Below are 15,473 nucleotides of genomic sequence, written 5' to 3' on the forward strand. Positions count from 1 at the left end.
AACGAATTTGCGGCAGTTTTCCTGGAAAAAATAGCCATTTCTGCGGTTCCTTTAGGCGGGAAGCATCCAGCCATTGTTAAGACTGTGTTGCAGAGGTACTTCTAGAATGTATATTTTTCGTTATATTTCTGGTCGTTATGTATTACGAAATTGACAATTTTACGGAATTTATGATTACCTAAAACGACACACTAAAAACATAACGCGCGATCAGGATGTTAGTTAGCGGTCTGAAAATATTTCCTGAGAAAACAGAAACAGGCTCAGCTCACGCGCCTTCGATCTGACGAGGAACGCTGTTTCAGATCAAAAATATTAATTCCTGCTGGGCCTAAGTAACGCGGGAATGAAAGACCTGGAGACAGACAGGTTATGATCAGTGAGAGACAGCAGCTCTATAAAACGTGTTACTGAACCGTGTTATTTGATTTTTGACTGAGGTTTCTCCCTGTTGAACTCATATAAGCCCAACAGGATACGAGCCTCAGCTTCCAGGGATGATAGGAAGATTGCGATAGCGGTGGCCTGTTGCATGAAAGATGGCATTTGCAATCGCCGCAGCAGTCCCACACATACCAATCTCTCCCACACCCTTGACGCCAAGAGGGCTCACTTCCGGATCGTTTTCCTCAACAAAGAGTACATCCATGTCCGGAATGTCTGCATGTGCCGGGATATGGTATTCGGAAAAGTTGTGATTCATGAAGCGACCAACGCGCTCGTCCATCAGAGATTCCTCGTGAAGGGCCATCCCGGTTGCCATCACCATGGCACCACGAACCTGACTGGCTGCCGTCTTGGGATTCATAATACGGCCAGCCGCAACGGCATTGACCAGCCGGGTTACACGTATGATGCCGAGGTCCTCATCCACACGAACCTCGCAAAAGACTGCGCTATGGGTGAAACGGGCCTTTCTCATCTGGCTGAGAGTCCCGCGCAGTCCCGGTTTCGCGGTTTCTTCAACTTCGAGCATTTCTTGACCAGTCAAAGAAATGGCTTCTGGTAGAGAAAGTTTAAGTGTTTCACTTGTCTCTGCGCTTTGAAGGAACCCATCTTTCAACACTATCGTGTTGTTCGACAGCCCTTCGGTCAGCCACGCGAAAGCACTCCCATTTTTGCTGAGCGTTCTGAACAGCTTCTCGCGCAAACTCTGACAGGCAAGCCAGACCGCAGCGCCAGCCGAGGCGGCTGTCCAGGAGCCGCCTTCTGTCGGGCACTCAGGGAGAGTTGAATCCCCCAGTTCGATATCAATTTTTTCGATCGGGATGCCAAACGCCTCGGAGGCTGTCTGTGCCAGGATCGTATAGGTTCCTGTCCCGATGTCAGATGCGGCTGTTGCAATACGCAGACGCCCATCAGCGGTCAGGGTGGCGCGAGCAGAAGTGGGGGAGAACATCGCATCCCAGATGCCTGTCGCCATACCCCAGCCGACCAATTCCTTGCCATCTCGCATGCTTTTGGGCGCCATAGGACGATCATGCCAGCCAAAACGTTCCGCGCCCTGAAACATGGCCTCTTTCAAGGCTTTGCTGGTCAATGGCATGTCATGCATGGCATCGACATCGGAATAGTTGTGCAGGCGGAATTTCAAGGGATCCATGTTGCAGGCATAGGCCATTTCATCGATGGCCATTTCAAAGAGATTAACCCCCGTGGCTGCACCCGGTGCCCGCATATCGCTGGATGTATAGGTATCACGTGGCGCGACTTTGTAATCGGCTGTTGCATTGGGACATTTGTAATTGATCAAGCCCCAGACAACGAGATTTTCCATATTATGCTCAAAGCGGGAGGTGTCTGTAACGCCTTGGACGATCATGGATTGTAGGGTTCCGTCCGGCGTGGCGCCGAGCGCGATGTCCATAATAGCCTCCGGGCGGAAGACATGCGTAAACATTTGCTGACGTGTCAGGGAAACGCGTACCGAACGCTTCAGCATTTTCGCACCTAGTGCTGCCAGAAATACATTGTGCTGCGCGCGCAGGCCTGATCCAAAAGCGCCACCCACATAGGGGTTACGGACGCGTACTTGATCTTTCGAGAGAGAAAGCGCGCTTGTCAGGTAAGCTTGTGCGGCCTGCGGGCCCTGCGTTTTGTCCCAGACTGTAAACGTCCCATCGTCCTCGGCAATAACGGTGGTAGCGTGCATTTCCATGGGATTGTGATGCTCAGGCGCCAGATGATAATGACCTTCAACCTTCACAGGGCTTAAAGCGTATGCCTCCGCTGCATTCCCGCGTGATTTGGGAGGCACGTAATTGCTACGAGGTTTCTCGGGCATGTATTTCTGATGCAGGGCGGCTTCGAAGTCCGCATTATGGGGCCAGCGCTCATAATCGACTTCCACAAGCATCGCGGCCTCGCGCGCGGCTTCGAATGTTTCTGCAAAGACCACAGCCACCGGCTGGCCATTAAAACGAATTTCCCCATCGTGGAGGGGCCGGTAAGGCGAGCCAGGAACGCCAAGACCATCAACATAGGATTTCTCGAAAAGAGCCGTGTGCGGTCTATTAAGGTGTGTCATGATCTCCACCACACCCGGCACCGCACGAGCGGCTTCATCACGAATGGCCTCAATCTTCCCTCGGACAACAGGGCTGTTCACGATGAAGCCATACAGCATACCTGCAGGATGCGGTTCGGCAGCATATCTGGCTTGGCCTGTCACCTTGGCAAGGCCATCGACCCGAGAGACGGATTGTCCAATTTTTGCTGACACAAGAGTCATGTCCGACCTCTTTCAGGAAATGCTTTTGTACGTCTGGGACTGGGGAGTGCCCGCGGCGGCCTGCAACAGAGCCCGGATGATCACACGGGGGGCCAGTTTGAGCTTTGCCGCGTTGTCGCGATCTGTGACTGCACCTTGCAGAAGACATTCCGCTACATCCCGGAACAGGGAGAGAGATGGCGCTTTCCCTTCAAGAAGTATCTCCGCTTCGGGAACACACCAGGGTTTTGTGCCAACGCCTCCCATGGCAATACTGGCCTTCCGGATCGTATTGTTTTCAACTTGCAGACCCACAGCGACCGATACGATGGCAAAGGCAAAAGACAGGCGATCACGGACTTTGAGATAGGTGTGATTTTTGCCGAAAGAGATGGGCGGCAGATCTATGGACGTGACAATTTCGCCTTTACGCAGAACGTTGTCCTGCCACGGTGTATCTTCCGGAAGGCGATGATAGTCGCGTAAGGCAACAGCGCGCTCACCTTCCGGGCCGATAAGATTGACTGTCGCATTCAGCGCAGCCAAGGCGACGCACATGTCCGAAGGGAAGGTGGCAATACAGGCGTCACTGGTTCCCAGAATGGCCATGATCCTGTTGCGTCCGCCCTTCGCAGAGCATCCTGTTCCGGGAGAACGTTTATTGCAGGCCATATCGGGATCATAAAAATAATGGCAACGCGTTCTCTGGTTCAGGTTTCCGCCGTTCGTCGCCCGGTTTCGAATTTGCGGACTGGCCCCAGCAAGGATGGCAGACGCTAAAAGAGGATAGCGTTCTGTAACAAGCGGATGTGCCGCAGTGTCGGCATTGGTGACAAGAGCGCCGAGACGCAGACTCCTGTCAGGTCTTTCCTCAATCTGGCTCATGGGCAAAGCGTTGAGGTCCACGACATGCTCGGGCCGCTCAACGTCGGATTTCATGAGGTCAATCAGATTTGTGCCGCCTGCGAGATATCGCGCATGGTCAGGGATATGACTGGCGTTCTCGAACGTCTCGGGACGAGAATAGGAGAAATGCCTCATGCTGCTTCTCCGGCTCGGTTCTGAAGCTGCCGCGAAACAACCTGTTCGATGGCATCGATGATGCCGTTATAGGCTCCGCAACGACAGAGATTGCCGCTCATGAACTCACTGATTTCTTCACGAGTTCTGACATGCCCTTCTTCCAGGAGCGCCACAGCAGACATGATTTGCCCTGGCGTACAGTATCCGCACTGAAAGGCGTCACGGTCGATAAAAGCTTGCTGCATGGGATGCAAATGACCGTCTGAACCAAGGCCTTCGATCGTGGTGATCTCAGCGTCCGGTATTGAAACGGCAAGGATGAGGCAGCTTTTCACGCGCTTTCCATTAACTAGCACAGTACAGGCGCCGCATTGCCCGTGATCGCATCCCTTCTTTGTGCCTGTCAGATCAAGACGCTCCCGGAGCAAATCCAGCAACGTCACGCAGGGTGGAAGATCAGCAGTGTGGCTCTTACCATTTATTTTGAGGCGACATGGGCTGGCGACAGACAGATCAGTCATTGAAAATCGCTCCGTTCAGCGTCAGTTTTTCGGCTGTTCAGAGTGTAAGAGTATGTGCTCCGGTGAGTTTCATATGAATTTCGCGCACCCGGAGCATGAAATCTTTATCGGCCCAAAATATAAGCTGATATTTGAGGGTAAACCGGCCTTTCGTGTCGATTAGAGATTTCTTTTTCTGTTTTTCCGTAACGTATCCGTGACTTGCTCGTTCATGATGGAAGCGATGGACATCCAGTTTCCGCCGCTTTTTTAAAACACTTTGACTGGAAACATGGTGACGGAAAACAGAGCACAGACCCAACAACGAAAGGATGACCTTTCGCTAGACGGACTGAGTTTTCTCCTCGCGGACGTGCAGGACAATCTGGGTAATTTCCTAACGGCTTTTCTGACGATCCATAACTGGCCTTCGAACCGGATCGGGGCCGCCATCGCTGCGGGTGGGCTGGGGGCGGTTCTGGCCCGTTCTGTAGGAGGCTGGGCTTTGGATATCGTCGCCTGCCGGCGCGTGATGCTTGCCATCTGCTGTGGCGTGACTTTTGTCTCTGTCGCTATCATGGCCTGGGCTCCGGTCTTTTACCCTATTGTTCTGGCACATTTCATCGCCGGTGGAGCAGGAGCACTTTTTACGCCAATTCTGGCAGCAATCAGCCATCATACCGCAGGAGCCAGCGGCTATATCGGACGTATGGGCCGCAATGAATCTTTTAATCATCTGGGCAACGCGTCTTCCGGATTTTTGATGAGTCTTCTCGGAAGGATGTTAGGGCCGGTAGCGCCCTTATGGGGCGTTGGTGGCCTTGCGGCGGTCAGTCTTCTTCTTGTCGCTGGCTTTTCAGCTCAGGCGGACGAACCGTCAGGTCAATCCCGGGAAGCGGCATCCTTTAAAGAGACCCTGCATGCTATCCGCACGCTGCTCTCAGAGCCGCGGCTGGCGATCTTCCTGACGACTTATCTTCTTTTCAATGTGGCAAATGGCGCCGTGGTCCCGCTTATGATCGAGCGTTACGCCTTTTTGCATCTTGGTGACCCTGCCATCGTTACAGCGATCTGTATCGTCGTCGCTCAGATCACCATGGCACCCATTGCTTTTCTCGTTGGCAAGAAGGCTCCGCAATGGCCGCGAAAGCCTCTTTTTATTCTGGCACTAGCCATTCAGCCCGTACGGGATGGCTTGGTGGTTCTGAGTGCAGGGTGGCCAACTCTTGCTCTTGTTCAAATTCTGGATGGACTGTCTTCGGGCATTATTCTGGTACTGTTCTACGCCATTCTTTCGGATATTGCTTCGGAAAGTGGACGACGAAATCTGCTGATCGGACTGGGTTTGGCTCTGGGGACCATCGGCGCGCTTCTGTCCAATCTTGCAGGGGGCGCTCTGACGTCAGGATACGGATTCAACACAACTTTCCTGCTCCTCGGTCTTACGGGCGCGGCTGTAGCCTGTCTGTTTGCATGGGGCATGCCGGAAACCCATCGCACAGGTTCATATCCCGCATGATGTGGTCTGTGCCGCTCATAGATACCGCACCCCAGCCCTCAAAAGAGTGACCGGGAGAGGGCTTTCGAATGGGGATCTCAGCCCAGCCGCCGAGCGTTGCCTAAAATGGGTTGTGCGGAAGGATACTCGGGCATGTCGAATTCAGGTCAGTGTTTCTCTGACGAAGGCCTTGTTGCTTTTCGGGCCACGCTGCAAGACCTCTTTAAAGACTGGAAAGACAGGCCCTTCAGTTCAACAGAAAATCTTTTCCCCAAAGACCTTTTGAAGTCCCTTCAGGAAATCGGGGCACTGGATGCCCTTCTTCCTGCTGATGAGGGCGGCTTCGGACTGGCCTGCTCACCGGAAGGATGTGATGGTGTTCTAACTCTTCTTCGACGGACGGGCTATCTGAGCCTGTCTTTGGGGCGATGTCTGGAAGGGCATGTGAATGTTATTCGTCTTGCCACGCTGTATGGCACCAAGCAGCAGTGTCACACACTGAGCCAAACTCTAAAAAAAGGAGTTCTGGCAGGCATATGGGTCACAGACGGCAACCCTCCCGTGCTGATCAGCAAAGACGATGGGGGTTATAGGCTTTCCGGGATCAAAGGATTTGCCAGCGGCGTCAGTGAAGTCGGCTTAGCGCTGATCACGGCCACCACAGAGCAGGGCACGTCCGTCATGGTTCTTGTGCCCACCACTGACCCTAAACGCAGGCTCTCCGGGCCTGGCAAGCTTACCGGTATGCAGGCAAGTGGGACAGGCGCTTATGATTTCACGGATCTACCTGTGGCTGACGAGAATGTTCTAGGCGCTCCGGGAGACTATCTTCACCAGCCTGAATTTTCTGCCGGGGCATGGCGAGGATCAGCAGTTGCCCTTGGAGGCATGGACCGGCTGGTCGATCTGCTGAGGCAGGAGCTTGTGGCGCGGGAGCGGGCAGATAATCCCCACCAGCTGTGCCGGATCGGAGAAGCCCTCATTCTGCAAAAAACTGCTGCCCTCTGGGTCGAGCAGGCGGCTCTTGCCGCGTGCGGGAGCGTAGCGATGAGGCCGGAAGAGATCGTCGCTACGGTCAATCTTGCGAGACTTGCTGTCGAACGAGCAGCTCTGGAACTGATCATGCTTGTACAACGCGGTCTTGGACTCTCCGCTTTCGTGAAAGGCCGCGCGGTTGAGCAAGTCATGCGGGATCTGGCAACCTATCTGAGGCAGCCAGCCCCAGACGAAGCGCTGACCGAAGCCGCCGCCTGGTTTGTCAGGCACGACTGGCCGGAGACACGTTTGTGAAAATCAAGGACATGCTTCGGCACTTTGCCACCTTTCCAGTGACCTCTCTCGACAGGATGGCGCCGGGCACCACGCTTGTCCTCTCTCCCCATCCGGATGATGAAAGTTTGGGATGCGGGGGCTTCATCGCCACTGCGGTAAAAGAAGGCAGGCCACCAGTTGTCGTCATCGTTTCTGATGGCTCTGCGTCTCACCCCGGTTCCGTGACGTGGCCACCCTTGCGCCTTGCAAGCCTTCGTCAGGAAGAAAGTAGACAGGCCTTAAAGGCGCTTGGCTTAACTCCTGACCGACTAATGTTTTTAGGATTGGCAGATACCGCAGTTCCAATGGACGGACAGGACTTTGATGCTGCGATCCATCACCTTCTTGAAATCGTCGGCCGCCATAATTGCCAGACAGTTCTGGTTCCTTGGCGTCATGACCCTCACTGCGATCATGAAGCCGTCTGGATCATGGGGCAGAAACTGAAAGCTTTGCGACCGCAACTACGAATACTCGCTTACCCGGTCTGGGGGCTGACACTTCCACCTGAGCAGGAGATCAAAGAAGAACCACCGACAGGATGGCGGCTCGATGTAAGGACCTTTCTGAACAAAAAACGGGAGGCTATCCGAGCACATCGAAGCCAAAGGGGACTGGTTGTAGAGGATGATCCGGATGGTTTTGTCCTGCCAGATCAACTTCTCGAAAAAATGCTCCAGCCTTATGAACTCTTCATCGCATCATGAGCAACGAGACCTGGAAGCCGGAAGTCTTCGACAAGCTGTTTCAAAGCAATCCTGACCCATGGGATTTTGAAAACAGTCCATATGAACACAAGAAGCTGGCACGGGTTCTGGACTGCCTGCCAGCTTCGCCGATTTCCTTTGCCGTAGAACTTGGATGTGCGATCGGCGTCAGTACACTTGCGCTTTCGAAGCACTGCAAACGCATTCTGGCCGTCGACGCATCGGAAAATGCGCTTGCTATCGCAAAGCAGCGCTTGGGAAAACAGGAAGACGTGTGCTTTCTCAAAGCTTTTTTGCCGACAGGCTATCCGATCGCTGAAGCGTCCGGCTGCGATCTTCTCCTTATTTCCGAAGTTCTTTACTTCCTGACGGCCAGCGACATTCAGCGCCTTGCGGCCACGGCTACGGAGAGCCTGACATCAGAGGGACATATCCTGATCGTAAACTGGACGGGGCAGACCGATACCCCGTGTACCGGCGATGAGGCTGCCGACAAGTTCATTCAGGCCTGTCGTGAAAGACACTGGCACCCTGACCTGTCAGAGCGAGGCGAGGGATATCGTATTGATCGGCTATCGCGGATTGCAGATTTTCAGGGACACGATGCTTCACTGTATAAAGAAAGTTGAGAACACGTTCAGCACGTTCATAGTGTCTTTGCAGTTCATTACGACGAATACGGATAACGGGTAGTTCCGGATATGGCTGGTTGGACATGGATAACCGGCTTTCGCGCAAGTATTTGAGTTCTTTGCGGATACGAAGAAGACGTCTCGAAACCGGTTCGAAAATATCGTCGATACATTCGTCCTGTGCGATCAGTCTCCGGGCCAGAGTTTCCGCCATACCTCCTTGAGCGCGCCCCTGAAGACGCGCGGATACATACACTTTAACGTCCAGGGCATGGCGAACCGGAATCCCGTTCTGCCGCAATGCCTGATAAAATCCACGATCTTCTCCAGATGGGATGTGCGGAATCCCACCGACCTTGCTCCAGGCCTGGTGCGTGACGGCGATGCTGGCTCCTGAATGTTCAAGATGCCGGGGCCAAGGGTCGTAAGGTTCAGGATTGAGCAGCAGCGCGATCTGTTCGAGAAGTGCCCCATAAGCCTGTTCTGCCTGCTCGTCCTCGTGAAGATGTGCAGGAATTTTCTTATATTCATCTGGCAGGAGAAGAACCCGGCCAAAAACAGCATCGACCGGATATCGGACAAAAGCAGCAAGAATGCTTTCGATCCAGTCAGAGGCAACTTCACTATCGGCATCTGTAGTGAAAAGAATGGCATCGGACGAGGCGGCTCCGGCAGCATGAGCCATCGCATCCCGTCGTGCCAGACCTGCACTTGCCAACGCCGCATCATAGAAGACCGTGACCGTTTCCAGTTCGAACGGCAGCTGATCAATCAGGGAACGCGCCCGCAGACATGTATCATCTGTGGTATTGTTGATCCAAAGAATAACCTTGTCTGCCTTATACTTCTGCGTTGCCAACGCCAGAAGACAGGGAACAATATAGTCTTCCTCATTGCACACTGGGATCGCGACAATTCGCTGTTTTTTCCAGAATATCGAGTGTCTGCTTGCCGATGTAAGGCTTGAATTGAGGACCGGGTTTTCTGGCCCGTAAGGACGTCCCAAAGGCTCAACAGGAGCCGGAGTGTAAATTTTTCTCTTGGCCAAATACGATCTTTCAGACGTCTCTTCTTTGGGGAGATCATCCGTAGTCTTCGCTGTTGTCGGAGTTCCGAGGGCGGCGCTATTAAGAAAAGACATGTTCGCCTCCGTTGAGGAAACGAATCAATGGCTGAAGGCACCAAGAGTTCAGTTCAATTTAAAAAGATATGATTTATTCTTGAAACAACCGAGCGCCCAGAAAATACGATCTTCGTGGCCGGTACCGTAATTTGAACTTCGTAGTGCCGGATTTGACGGGCACTTCTGAAGTTTATCACTCCATCCTGTTGATTCATTCGAACCGCAGAGCAATCCTTTTCTCGTATACCAAGGCTGGCGGTCCATCGGTTATCGTATCTGGATAACCCCAAAAAAATTTCTCTCGCAGCCCTGGCTGAAAAAAGCAGTCTTCAATGACTCTGTAATATCAGTTGTTAGACACTTCCTATGCGCGCCACCCTTTCGCTCCTGGGGTAGGGTTCGCATGCTCCGTGCGCCGTTCGCCCAAGGAGGGTGCAACATGCCGAGAAAGAGACATAGCAAGAAGCATCAACGCCACCAGCACGATGCACGTGACCAAGATAATCCATTTATGTCTCATGACAGGCTCCCGTCTTCATGTCTGGCTATGAATACCAGAAAATAGGACGTTGCGGGGCCTGTTGGTGACGGCGACAAAACCACTCTGTGAGCAAGCTGATATGAGCCTATCTGTGAAACGCTGGCGGCGGGCGAGTTACACGACGCCCTTAGAAGCCATGAACTCGCCTGACCTGTAAAAAACTCATCATCCGCTGCGTCTGAAGTCAGGCCGCCCTTGATGGCACATTGCACGGACTACTATGCAAAGTAGAGAAAATCTTCAGACCATGGCAGCTTCAAGCTGAAGCAGGATATCGGCTCGTAGCTTCTGAAGGGAAGGGTCATCCCGATGGCGAGGTTGAGCCCCGTCAATGCGTATATCCGCTATGATTTGAGCAGGTCGCGGACTGAATATAATCACGCGCGTTGCCAGAAGAAGGGCCTCTTCAACGTCATGTGTGACCATCAGAGCTGTAAAGCCCTGGGAGCTCCAAAGACGATACAGTTCAGTCTGCATGGCCAGACGGGTCAGGCTGTCAAGTTTGCCGAGGGGCTCATCCAGAATGAGTAACCGTGGATGATTGATCAGGGCACGTGCCAGAGCAACGCGCTGGGCCATGCCACCAGAGAGCTGATGCGGCCATGCTGCGGCAAATTCTTCCAAACCGACAAGGCGAATGGCAGCGTCAATCGCCTCCGCATCTTTTTCCTTCCGAATATTCAGTCCAAGGGCAATGTTGCCACGCACTGTCCGCCATGGATAAAGCGTAGGGTCCTGGAACATGATGATGCGGCTGGGATCAGGGCCGGCAATGGGAACTCCATCGGCCAGAAGTGTTCCGGCATCTGGCGCTTCCAGCCCCGCCACCAAACGCAGAAGGGTTGATTTTCCGCATCCCGATGGTCCGATCAGGGCCACGAATTCACCCGGTGCCACATCGAGGCTCACATCCTCCAGCACAAGTCGCGAGCCTGACGGCAGATCGTAGCTGTGATGAACATGGGACAATGTCAGCCCAAGAGGCGCCTCTGAAACGGAGAAATTTACCATTTGAGCCCGTCTTTCTGCCACTTGAGAAGATGATCCCTTACCTTGAACAGCAATGTCATGAGCGTTGTGCACATCAGGGACATGACACACAAAGCCGCATACATGTTCGGATAGGCCGCCCAGCCCTGAGCCCATTGCATGTAGAAGCCTAATCCTGATTTCACTCCAAGCATCTCAGCCACAACCAGCATGGCGAAAGATGCACCCAGCCCCATAAAGAGACCGACAAAGATCTGTGGGGTTGCGGCCGGGAGCGCGACACGCAGAACCAGAAAGCGATTTCGGGCTCCCATGGTTCTGGCAACATCGTAATAGGCCGGATCAACAGCCGACACGCCTGACCATGTCAGAACAGCCACTGGAAAACCCGCTGCGAGCGCCATGAGAGCCTCACCCGCCAGTCGTGTTGAGGGAATAACGACAAATGCCAGGGGAAGAAGAGCTACGGGTGGCAACGGCCCAATAACCCTCATAATCGGTCGAACCCAGTAGCGGATGTGATGGGAACGGCCTAATGCGACGCCAACAATAATCCCCAGGATGGAACCAGAAACATATCCGCCTGCGAGAAGCAGTAAGGAATGAAAAAGGCTGTCTCCGAGGCGTTTCCAGTCCGTCAGGAACACATCAAGCAGATCTTGGGGTGTTCCGAAAAACGGTCTCGGCAGCAGCAGAAGCTTGGCCTGTACCGTTTCCCATACCCCCAGTCCGAGCCCGAGAACGAGTGCCCATGGAGCGCGGTTCTGTAAGCGGCCAATCGCGGCAAGAACAATCAGAAAAAAGCCTACTGCCGCCAGGAGCGCTGCGAACTGGTTTGTCGCGGGGAAATCATCCGCGTCAGGCCACTTCCACGTTACCAGCGCAGCGAGCAGCCATGCTGGACCTGCGCCCCATCGCCAGAAAAGAGAGCGTGACAACACTCTTGTTTGTGTTGCATCCGACGGGTTTAACGATTGCGATTGCGGCGCTGCAAAGGACGTCTCGCTCATCAGCTGAACAGGTCCTGAGTGACGCGCTGTGCGTAGCGATCCGTATTCAAAGAAGGGCGAAAAACCCCAATCTGTTTAAGCGCTTCCGCATAACGTACGATTTCCTGCCTGAAATTTCCTGTCAGGGTCTGATGGTGATGGCCCTGCATCTGGAGCATTGCGGCCAGATCCTTGACACTGACCTTCGGAGCATAAGGCTGGAAAATGGTGGCGGCTTCTTCAGGGTTGCAGGCCAGCCACGCGCCAGCTTCCATAATCGCGCGCGTTACTGCCGCAGCGACCTTGGGCTCATTCCGAATAAGGCTCCCTCGCAGGCCTATAACGCAGCAGGTCAGGTGAGCCCATTCGCCTTTCATGTTATTATCAATATCCAACAGGCCGAATTGACGACGTTGCGGATAGGAGAACGGGTCAGCATCCGAGATGGCCTGGACCTCTCCACGTTGCAAAGCCAAAGGCAGCAGATCCGCCGGGAACTGTCTCCACTGAACGTCTGTTTCCGGATCCAACCCGGCTTCTTTCAGGCGAATGCTGAAAAAATTCCGATCCGGGCCACCAATATCCGTCACGCCGACGGTTTTACCTTTCAGGTCGGCAAGCGTTTTGATCCCGGTGGAAGGAGTGGTCATGAGGTACATGCATCCTGCGTGCAGCCCCGCCACAAGTTTGACGTCAAAGCCTTGCTGAAGCGGCTTGAGCCAACGGAGAGCCATACCAGGTGCGCCATCGGCCTTGCCTGTTGAAAGCGCCTCCAGCAGCTGATCGGTCGCTCCTGCAAAATTCACGTAATCGATGTTCAGATTGTATTTTTTGAAAAACCCTTTTTCCTTGGCCACGGGAACGGCGGCTGTGCAGATCGAAGCTTCGTTCCATGCAATTGTCAGGTTGCGAGGCGGGTCGGGAATGGGTTCGACAGTGGCGGGGCCCGCGGCCTGACACTGATTTTGCGCTCCTCCCATGTCCATGTGGTCCATGGATTGTGCGAAGGCACGGTGTCCGTGAATTCCCAGAGCAGTTACACCGGCCAGAGAGCCAGTCAGGACAGTGCGGCGCGAGGGATGGAGCGCATTGAGCATTATTCTTTATCCTGAAAAATCATTCAGGCCCGCTTGACGGGCAGATGGTGAAAACCCCTGGAAAACCAGGCGAGACCGTGGTTGGCGTCTGTGCTGGTGGAAATGGATTTGACGGCACAGAACAGAACATCGTGGGTGCCTGCGCTTTGAATGGCGTCAATCTCACAGTCGAGCGTGACGAGTGCGTCTGACAGCAGTGCGGATCCGGTTTCACCAAGAACCCAGTTGCCGTGAGCAAACTTCTCGTCAGGTTCCACGGATCGGCTCGCAAAAACCCGCGCCAATTCATGATGGACTGGTGAAAGAACACTAATTCCAACCACCCCATTCTTCAGGAAGGACTGATGAGAGCGGTTACTACGATTAAGGCAGACCAGGACCGTCGGGGGTGTGTCGCTGACGCTGCTGATAGCGGAAACGGTCAATCCCTGACGTCCTCCCGGTCCATCCGTCGTCACCAGCACAACAGGAGCACCGAGCAAACTCATGGCTTCACGAAACAGTTCCTGGCTGACGGCAGGCGTATCGAGAGTGTTCTGTGGAAATAGGGTGACGGTATTATGCGGCATGAGAGACGCCTCTGTTTTCAAGCCCGAGGGCTTTCAGGATGGTTGGAGTTTCAGTTCGGCGCATCCAGTCTGGGGAGATATCGATAAAGCTCACCACCCGTCCGGGGCTAAGAACCAGAACCGTTGGTTTGGGAAGCTCCCAACTGGATGTACCATTCAGAGCTTCACTGCGACCGCCCTTGGAAATGGCAGATTCCCGCGCAGCGTCATCAAAGACATAGGTAATGCCCAGAGCCCGGGCCAACGTCAGGCCTGCATCATTCAGAACCGGGAAAGACAGGGCATTTCGCGTTCTGATGCTAGCGAGTTCAGGAAAAGGCTGGGAGGACACCGCAACCAGCGGAATGCCTGCGGCCTTCAGAAGGGGCGCTAGGGTTTCTGAGTAGTAGGGCAAAGCCACGTTACAGGCTGGACAGCCTGCGAACCTGAAAAAAATCAGGACTGCTGACCCTGACAAGACCAGATCATCCAGTGAAATCGTGGAACCATCTGCATCCGAGAGAGTATGCGGAGACAGAACGTCCCCGGCTTTTGCGTGCGCTGTTTGAGAATGAGACCGGACAAGAGCGTCCCGCTGAGCAATATTTCCAGCCAAAGCTTCAGGAGACCACGCTCTGCGACGTTCGGCCTCAAGAGCTTCATAGCGGCTTTGAAGGGAAGACGTGGAAGTGCTCATGCTTAATATACCCCGAGGGTGACCTGATCGGTGCACCATGCGGGATAATTGAACACGGTTTCCAAAGAGTTTTTCTTATGTGGCAATTTGCGCGCGATCATTGATCTGCTGTCGCCTGAGCCAGCAGTTCGGCCAGATCCTGTGCGGCATCCGGCAGGCCATTTCTCTGAACGAGAATGGTCTCGATCTCTGGGACTTCCGGCAAAATACCCGTCGGCAGGATGGAAAGCCCTTCCGCTGTCGCAAAACGCCGTGTCCGGCAACTGGCCCCCAAGCCGCTCCGGACACCAGCACGCATGGCGGGAAGGTGAGGAGTTTCCAGCACAATGCGGTAATCTCTGCGGGCCTTTGCAAGGGTTCTGAGGGCGGCTTCCCTGAAACGGCAGGGCGGCTCCAGCAGAACCAGCGGGATTTCAGACTGATCCAAAACGCCGGGGTCACCAATCCAGACCATTCTGTCATGCCCGACGATACGCCAGGACGAATTGGGACGATCCCCATGCTGGCCGAGGCACAGCACGATATCCAAGCGGGAGCGGTCGAACATTTCCAGTAGTTCCGCTGATCCACCAACGCGGACGGTCAGCCTGCAACGGGGATGTTCGAGACGAAAACGGGCAAGAACATCAGGCAGGATAGTATCAGCAAAGTCCTGCACCATGCCGATCGTGATCGGTTCCGGTTCTGAAACATCGCCAAGTTTGTGCATGATCCGGTCATTGAGGGCGAGAAGCTGCCGCGCATAGGCCACGAGTTCTTCACCCGCAGGTGTAAGCACCAGCTTTCGCCCATCCCGTCGAAAAAGCTTCTGCTGGAGCACGTCTTCCAGTCGCTTCATCTGCAGACTCAGGGCGGACTGGGTCAGAAAGATCGTCTCTGTTGCCTGCGCCATGGAGCCGGCCTCCACGATCGCGACGAAAGACCGCAGAAGTTCAGTCGGAACATTGCGTGCCATGCGCTGGGGAAGGGACGTGTGGGACATAGCAGCGCTCCGTGCTGGAGGCATGGTAGTATATTTAACCATGCAAAAGTGTGGCATTTGTGTTTCTTGCTTGAATTATGACGTAATAAAATGAGTATATTGTCAATACAACAATTTATTATAGT

13 protein-coding genes and 1 pseudogene are annotated in these 15,473 nt (G+C 54.0%); 4 read left to right on the forward strand and 10 right to left on the reverse strand.

Features of this window, described 5'->3' with window-relative positions:
- Positions 1-484 precede the first annotated feature (484 nt).
- From ABF979_RS07755 to ABF979_RS07765, 3 genes are read right to left on the reverse strand one after another with little or no spacing between them, the layout of a single operon-like run.
- Positions 485-2,731: a xanthine dehydrogenase family protein molybdopterin-binding subunit gene (locus tag ABF979_RS07755; protein ID WP_415558937.1), complete on the reverse strand. Its 2,247-nt coding sequence runs from the start codon at positions 2,729-2,731 to the stop codon at positions 485-487.
- Between the two features lie 12 nt (positions 2,732-2,743).
- Positions 2,744-3,751 (reverse strand): FAD binding domain-containing protein, encoded by a 1,008-nt coding sequence (locus tag ABF979_RS07760; RefSeq protein ID WP_415558939.1) that lies wholly within the window; start codon positions 3,749-3,751, stop codon positions 2,744-2,746.
- Entirely contained in the window at positions 3,748-4,254 is a 507-nt protein-coding gene (locus ABF979_RS07765) for a (2Fe-2S)-binding protein (RefSeq protein ID WP_415558940.1), read from the reverse strand. The genes ABF979_RS07760 and ABF979_RS07765 overlap by 4 nt, the downstream gene beginning before the upstream one ends.
- Before the next feature lie 271 nt (positions 4,255-4,525).
- Here ABF979_RS07765 and ABF979_RS07770 point away from each other — a divergent pair, with 271 nt between their 5' ends.
- The 4 genes and pseudogenes from ABF979_RS07770 to ABF979_RS07785 form a co-directional block, all read left to right on the forward strand.
- Complete coding sequence (locus tag ABF979_RS07770; RefSeq protein ID WP_415558942.1) at positions 4,526-5,752, forward strand: MFS transporter; 1,227 nt, start codon at positions 4,526-4,528, stop codon at positions 5,750-5,752.
- A gap of 132 nt (positions 5,753-5,884) precedes the next feature.
- Positions 5,885-7,021, forward strand: a complete 1,137-nt coding sequence (locus ABF979_RS07775; RefSeq protein WP_415558943.1) for an acyl-CoA dehydrogenase — start codon at positions 5,885-5,887, stop codon at positions 7,019-7,021.
- Positions 7,018-7,749 carry a PIG-L deacetylase family protein gene (locus ABF979_RS07780; RefSeq protein ID WP_415558945.1) on the forward strand — a complete coding sequence of 244 codons (732 nt, stop codon included), beginning with the start codon at positions 7,018-7,020 and terminating at the stop codon, positions 7,747-7,749. The genes ABF979_RS07775 and ABF979_RS07780 overlap by 4 nt, the downstream gene beginning before the upstream one ends.
- Positions 7,746-8,213, forward strand: a pseudogene (locus ABF979_RS07785) (class I SAM-dependent DNA methyltransferase); the annotation flags it as partial. The gene ABF979_RS07780 and the pseudogene ABF979_RS07785, both read left to right, overlap by 4 nt.
- A 34-nt stretch (positions 8,214-8,247) precedes the next feature.
- Here the strand turns inward: ABF979_RS07785 and ABF979_RS07790 are convergent.
- The 7 genes from ABF979_RS07790 to ABF979_RS07820 all read right to left on the reverse strand — a co-directional run bounded on the left by ABF979_RS07790 (position 8,248) and on the right by ABF979_RS07820 (position 15,348).
- The gene (locus ABF979_RS07790; RefSeq protein WP_415558947.1) at positions 8,248-9,522 is read right to left on the reverse strand and encodes a glycosyltransferase; all 1,275 of its coding nucleotides are present in this window, start codon (positions 9,520-9,522) and stop codon (positions 8,248-8,250) included.
- A gap of 763 nt (positions 9,523-10,285) precedes the next feature.
- Positions 10,286-11,056, reverse strand: a complete 771-nt coding sequence (locus ABF979_RS07795) for an ABC transporter ATP-binding protein (RefSeq protein ID WP_415558949.1) — start codon at positions 11,054-11,056, stop codon at positions 10,286-10,288.
- Positions 11,050-12,048, reverse strand: coding sequence for an ABC transporter permease (locus tag ABF979_RS07800; protein WP_415558978.1), 999 nt, complete (start codon positions 12,046-12,048; stop codon positions 11,050-11,052). The genes ABF979_RS07795 and ABF979_RS07800 overlap by 7 nt, the downstream gene beginning before the upstream one ends.
- Positions 12,045-13,121, reverse strand: coding sequence for an ABC transporter substrate-binding protein (locus ABF979_RS07805; RefSeq protein ID WP_202208264.1), 1,077 nt, complete (start codon positions 13,119-13,121; stop codon positions 12,045-12,047). The genes ABF979_RS07800 and ABF979_RS07805 overlap by 4 nt, the downstream gene beginning before the upstream one ends.
- A gap of 23 nt (positions 13,122-13,144) precedes the next feature.
- Positions 13,145-13,690, reverse strand: a complete 546-nt coding sequence (locus ABF979_RS07810; protein ID WP_202208262.1) for a flavin reductase — start codon at positions 13,688-13,690, stop codon at positions 13,145-13,147.
- A complete protein-coding gene (locus ABF979_RS07815) occupies positions 13,680-14,366 on the reverse strand; it encodes a peroxiredoxin-like family protein (protein WP_415558951.1) in 687 nt (228 codons plus the stop codon). Before ABF979_RS07815 ends, ABF979_RS07810 begins: the two co-directional genes overlap by 11 nt.
- A gap of 97 nt (positions 14,367-14,463) precedes the next feature.
- Positions 14,464-15,348 (reverse strand): LysR substrate-binding domain-containing protein, encoded by an 885-nt coding sequence (locus ABF979_RS07820; RefSeq protein WP_202208258.1) that lies wholly within the window; start codon positions 15,346-15,348, stop codon positions 14,464-14,466.
- Positions 15,349-15,473: the final 125 nt, after the last annotated feature.

Origin of the sequence: Gluconobacter sp. (assembly GCF_047723935.1) — a bacterium.
In the GTDB taxonomy this organism is placed as follows: Bacteria; Pseudomonadota; Alphaproteobacteria; order Acetobacterales; family Acetobacteraceae; genus Gluconobacter.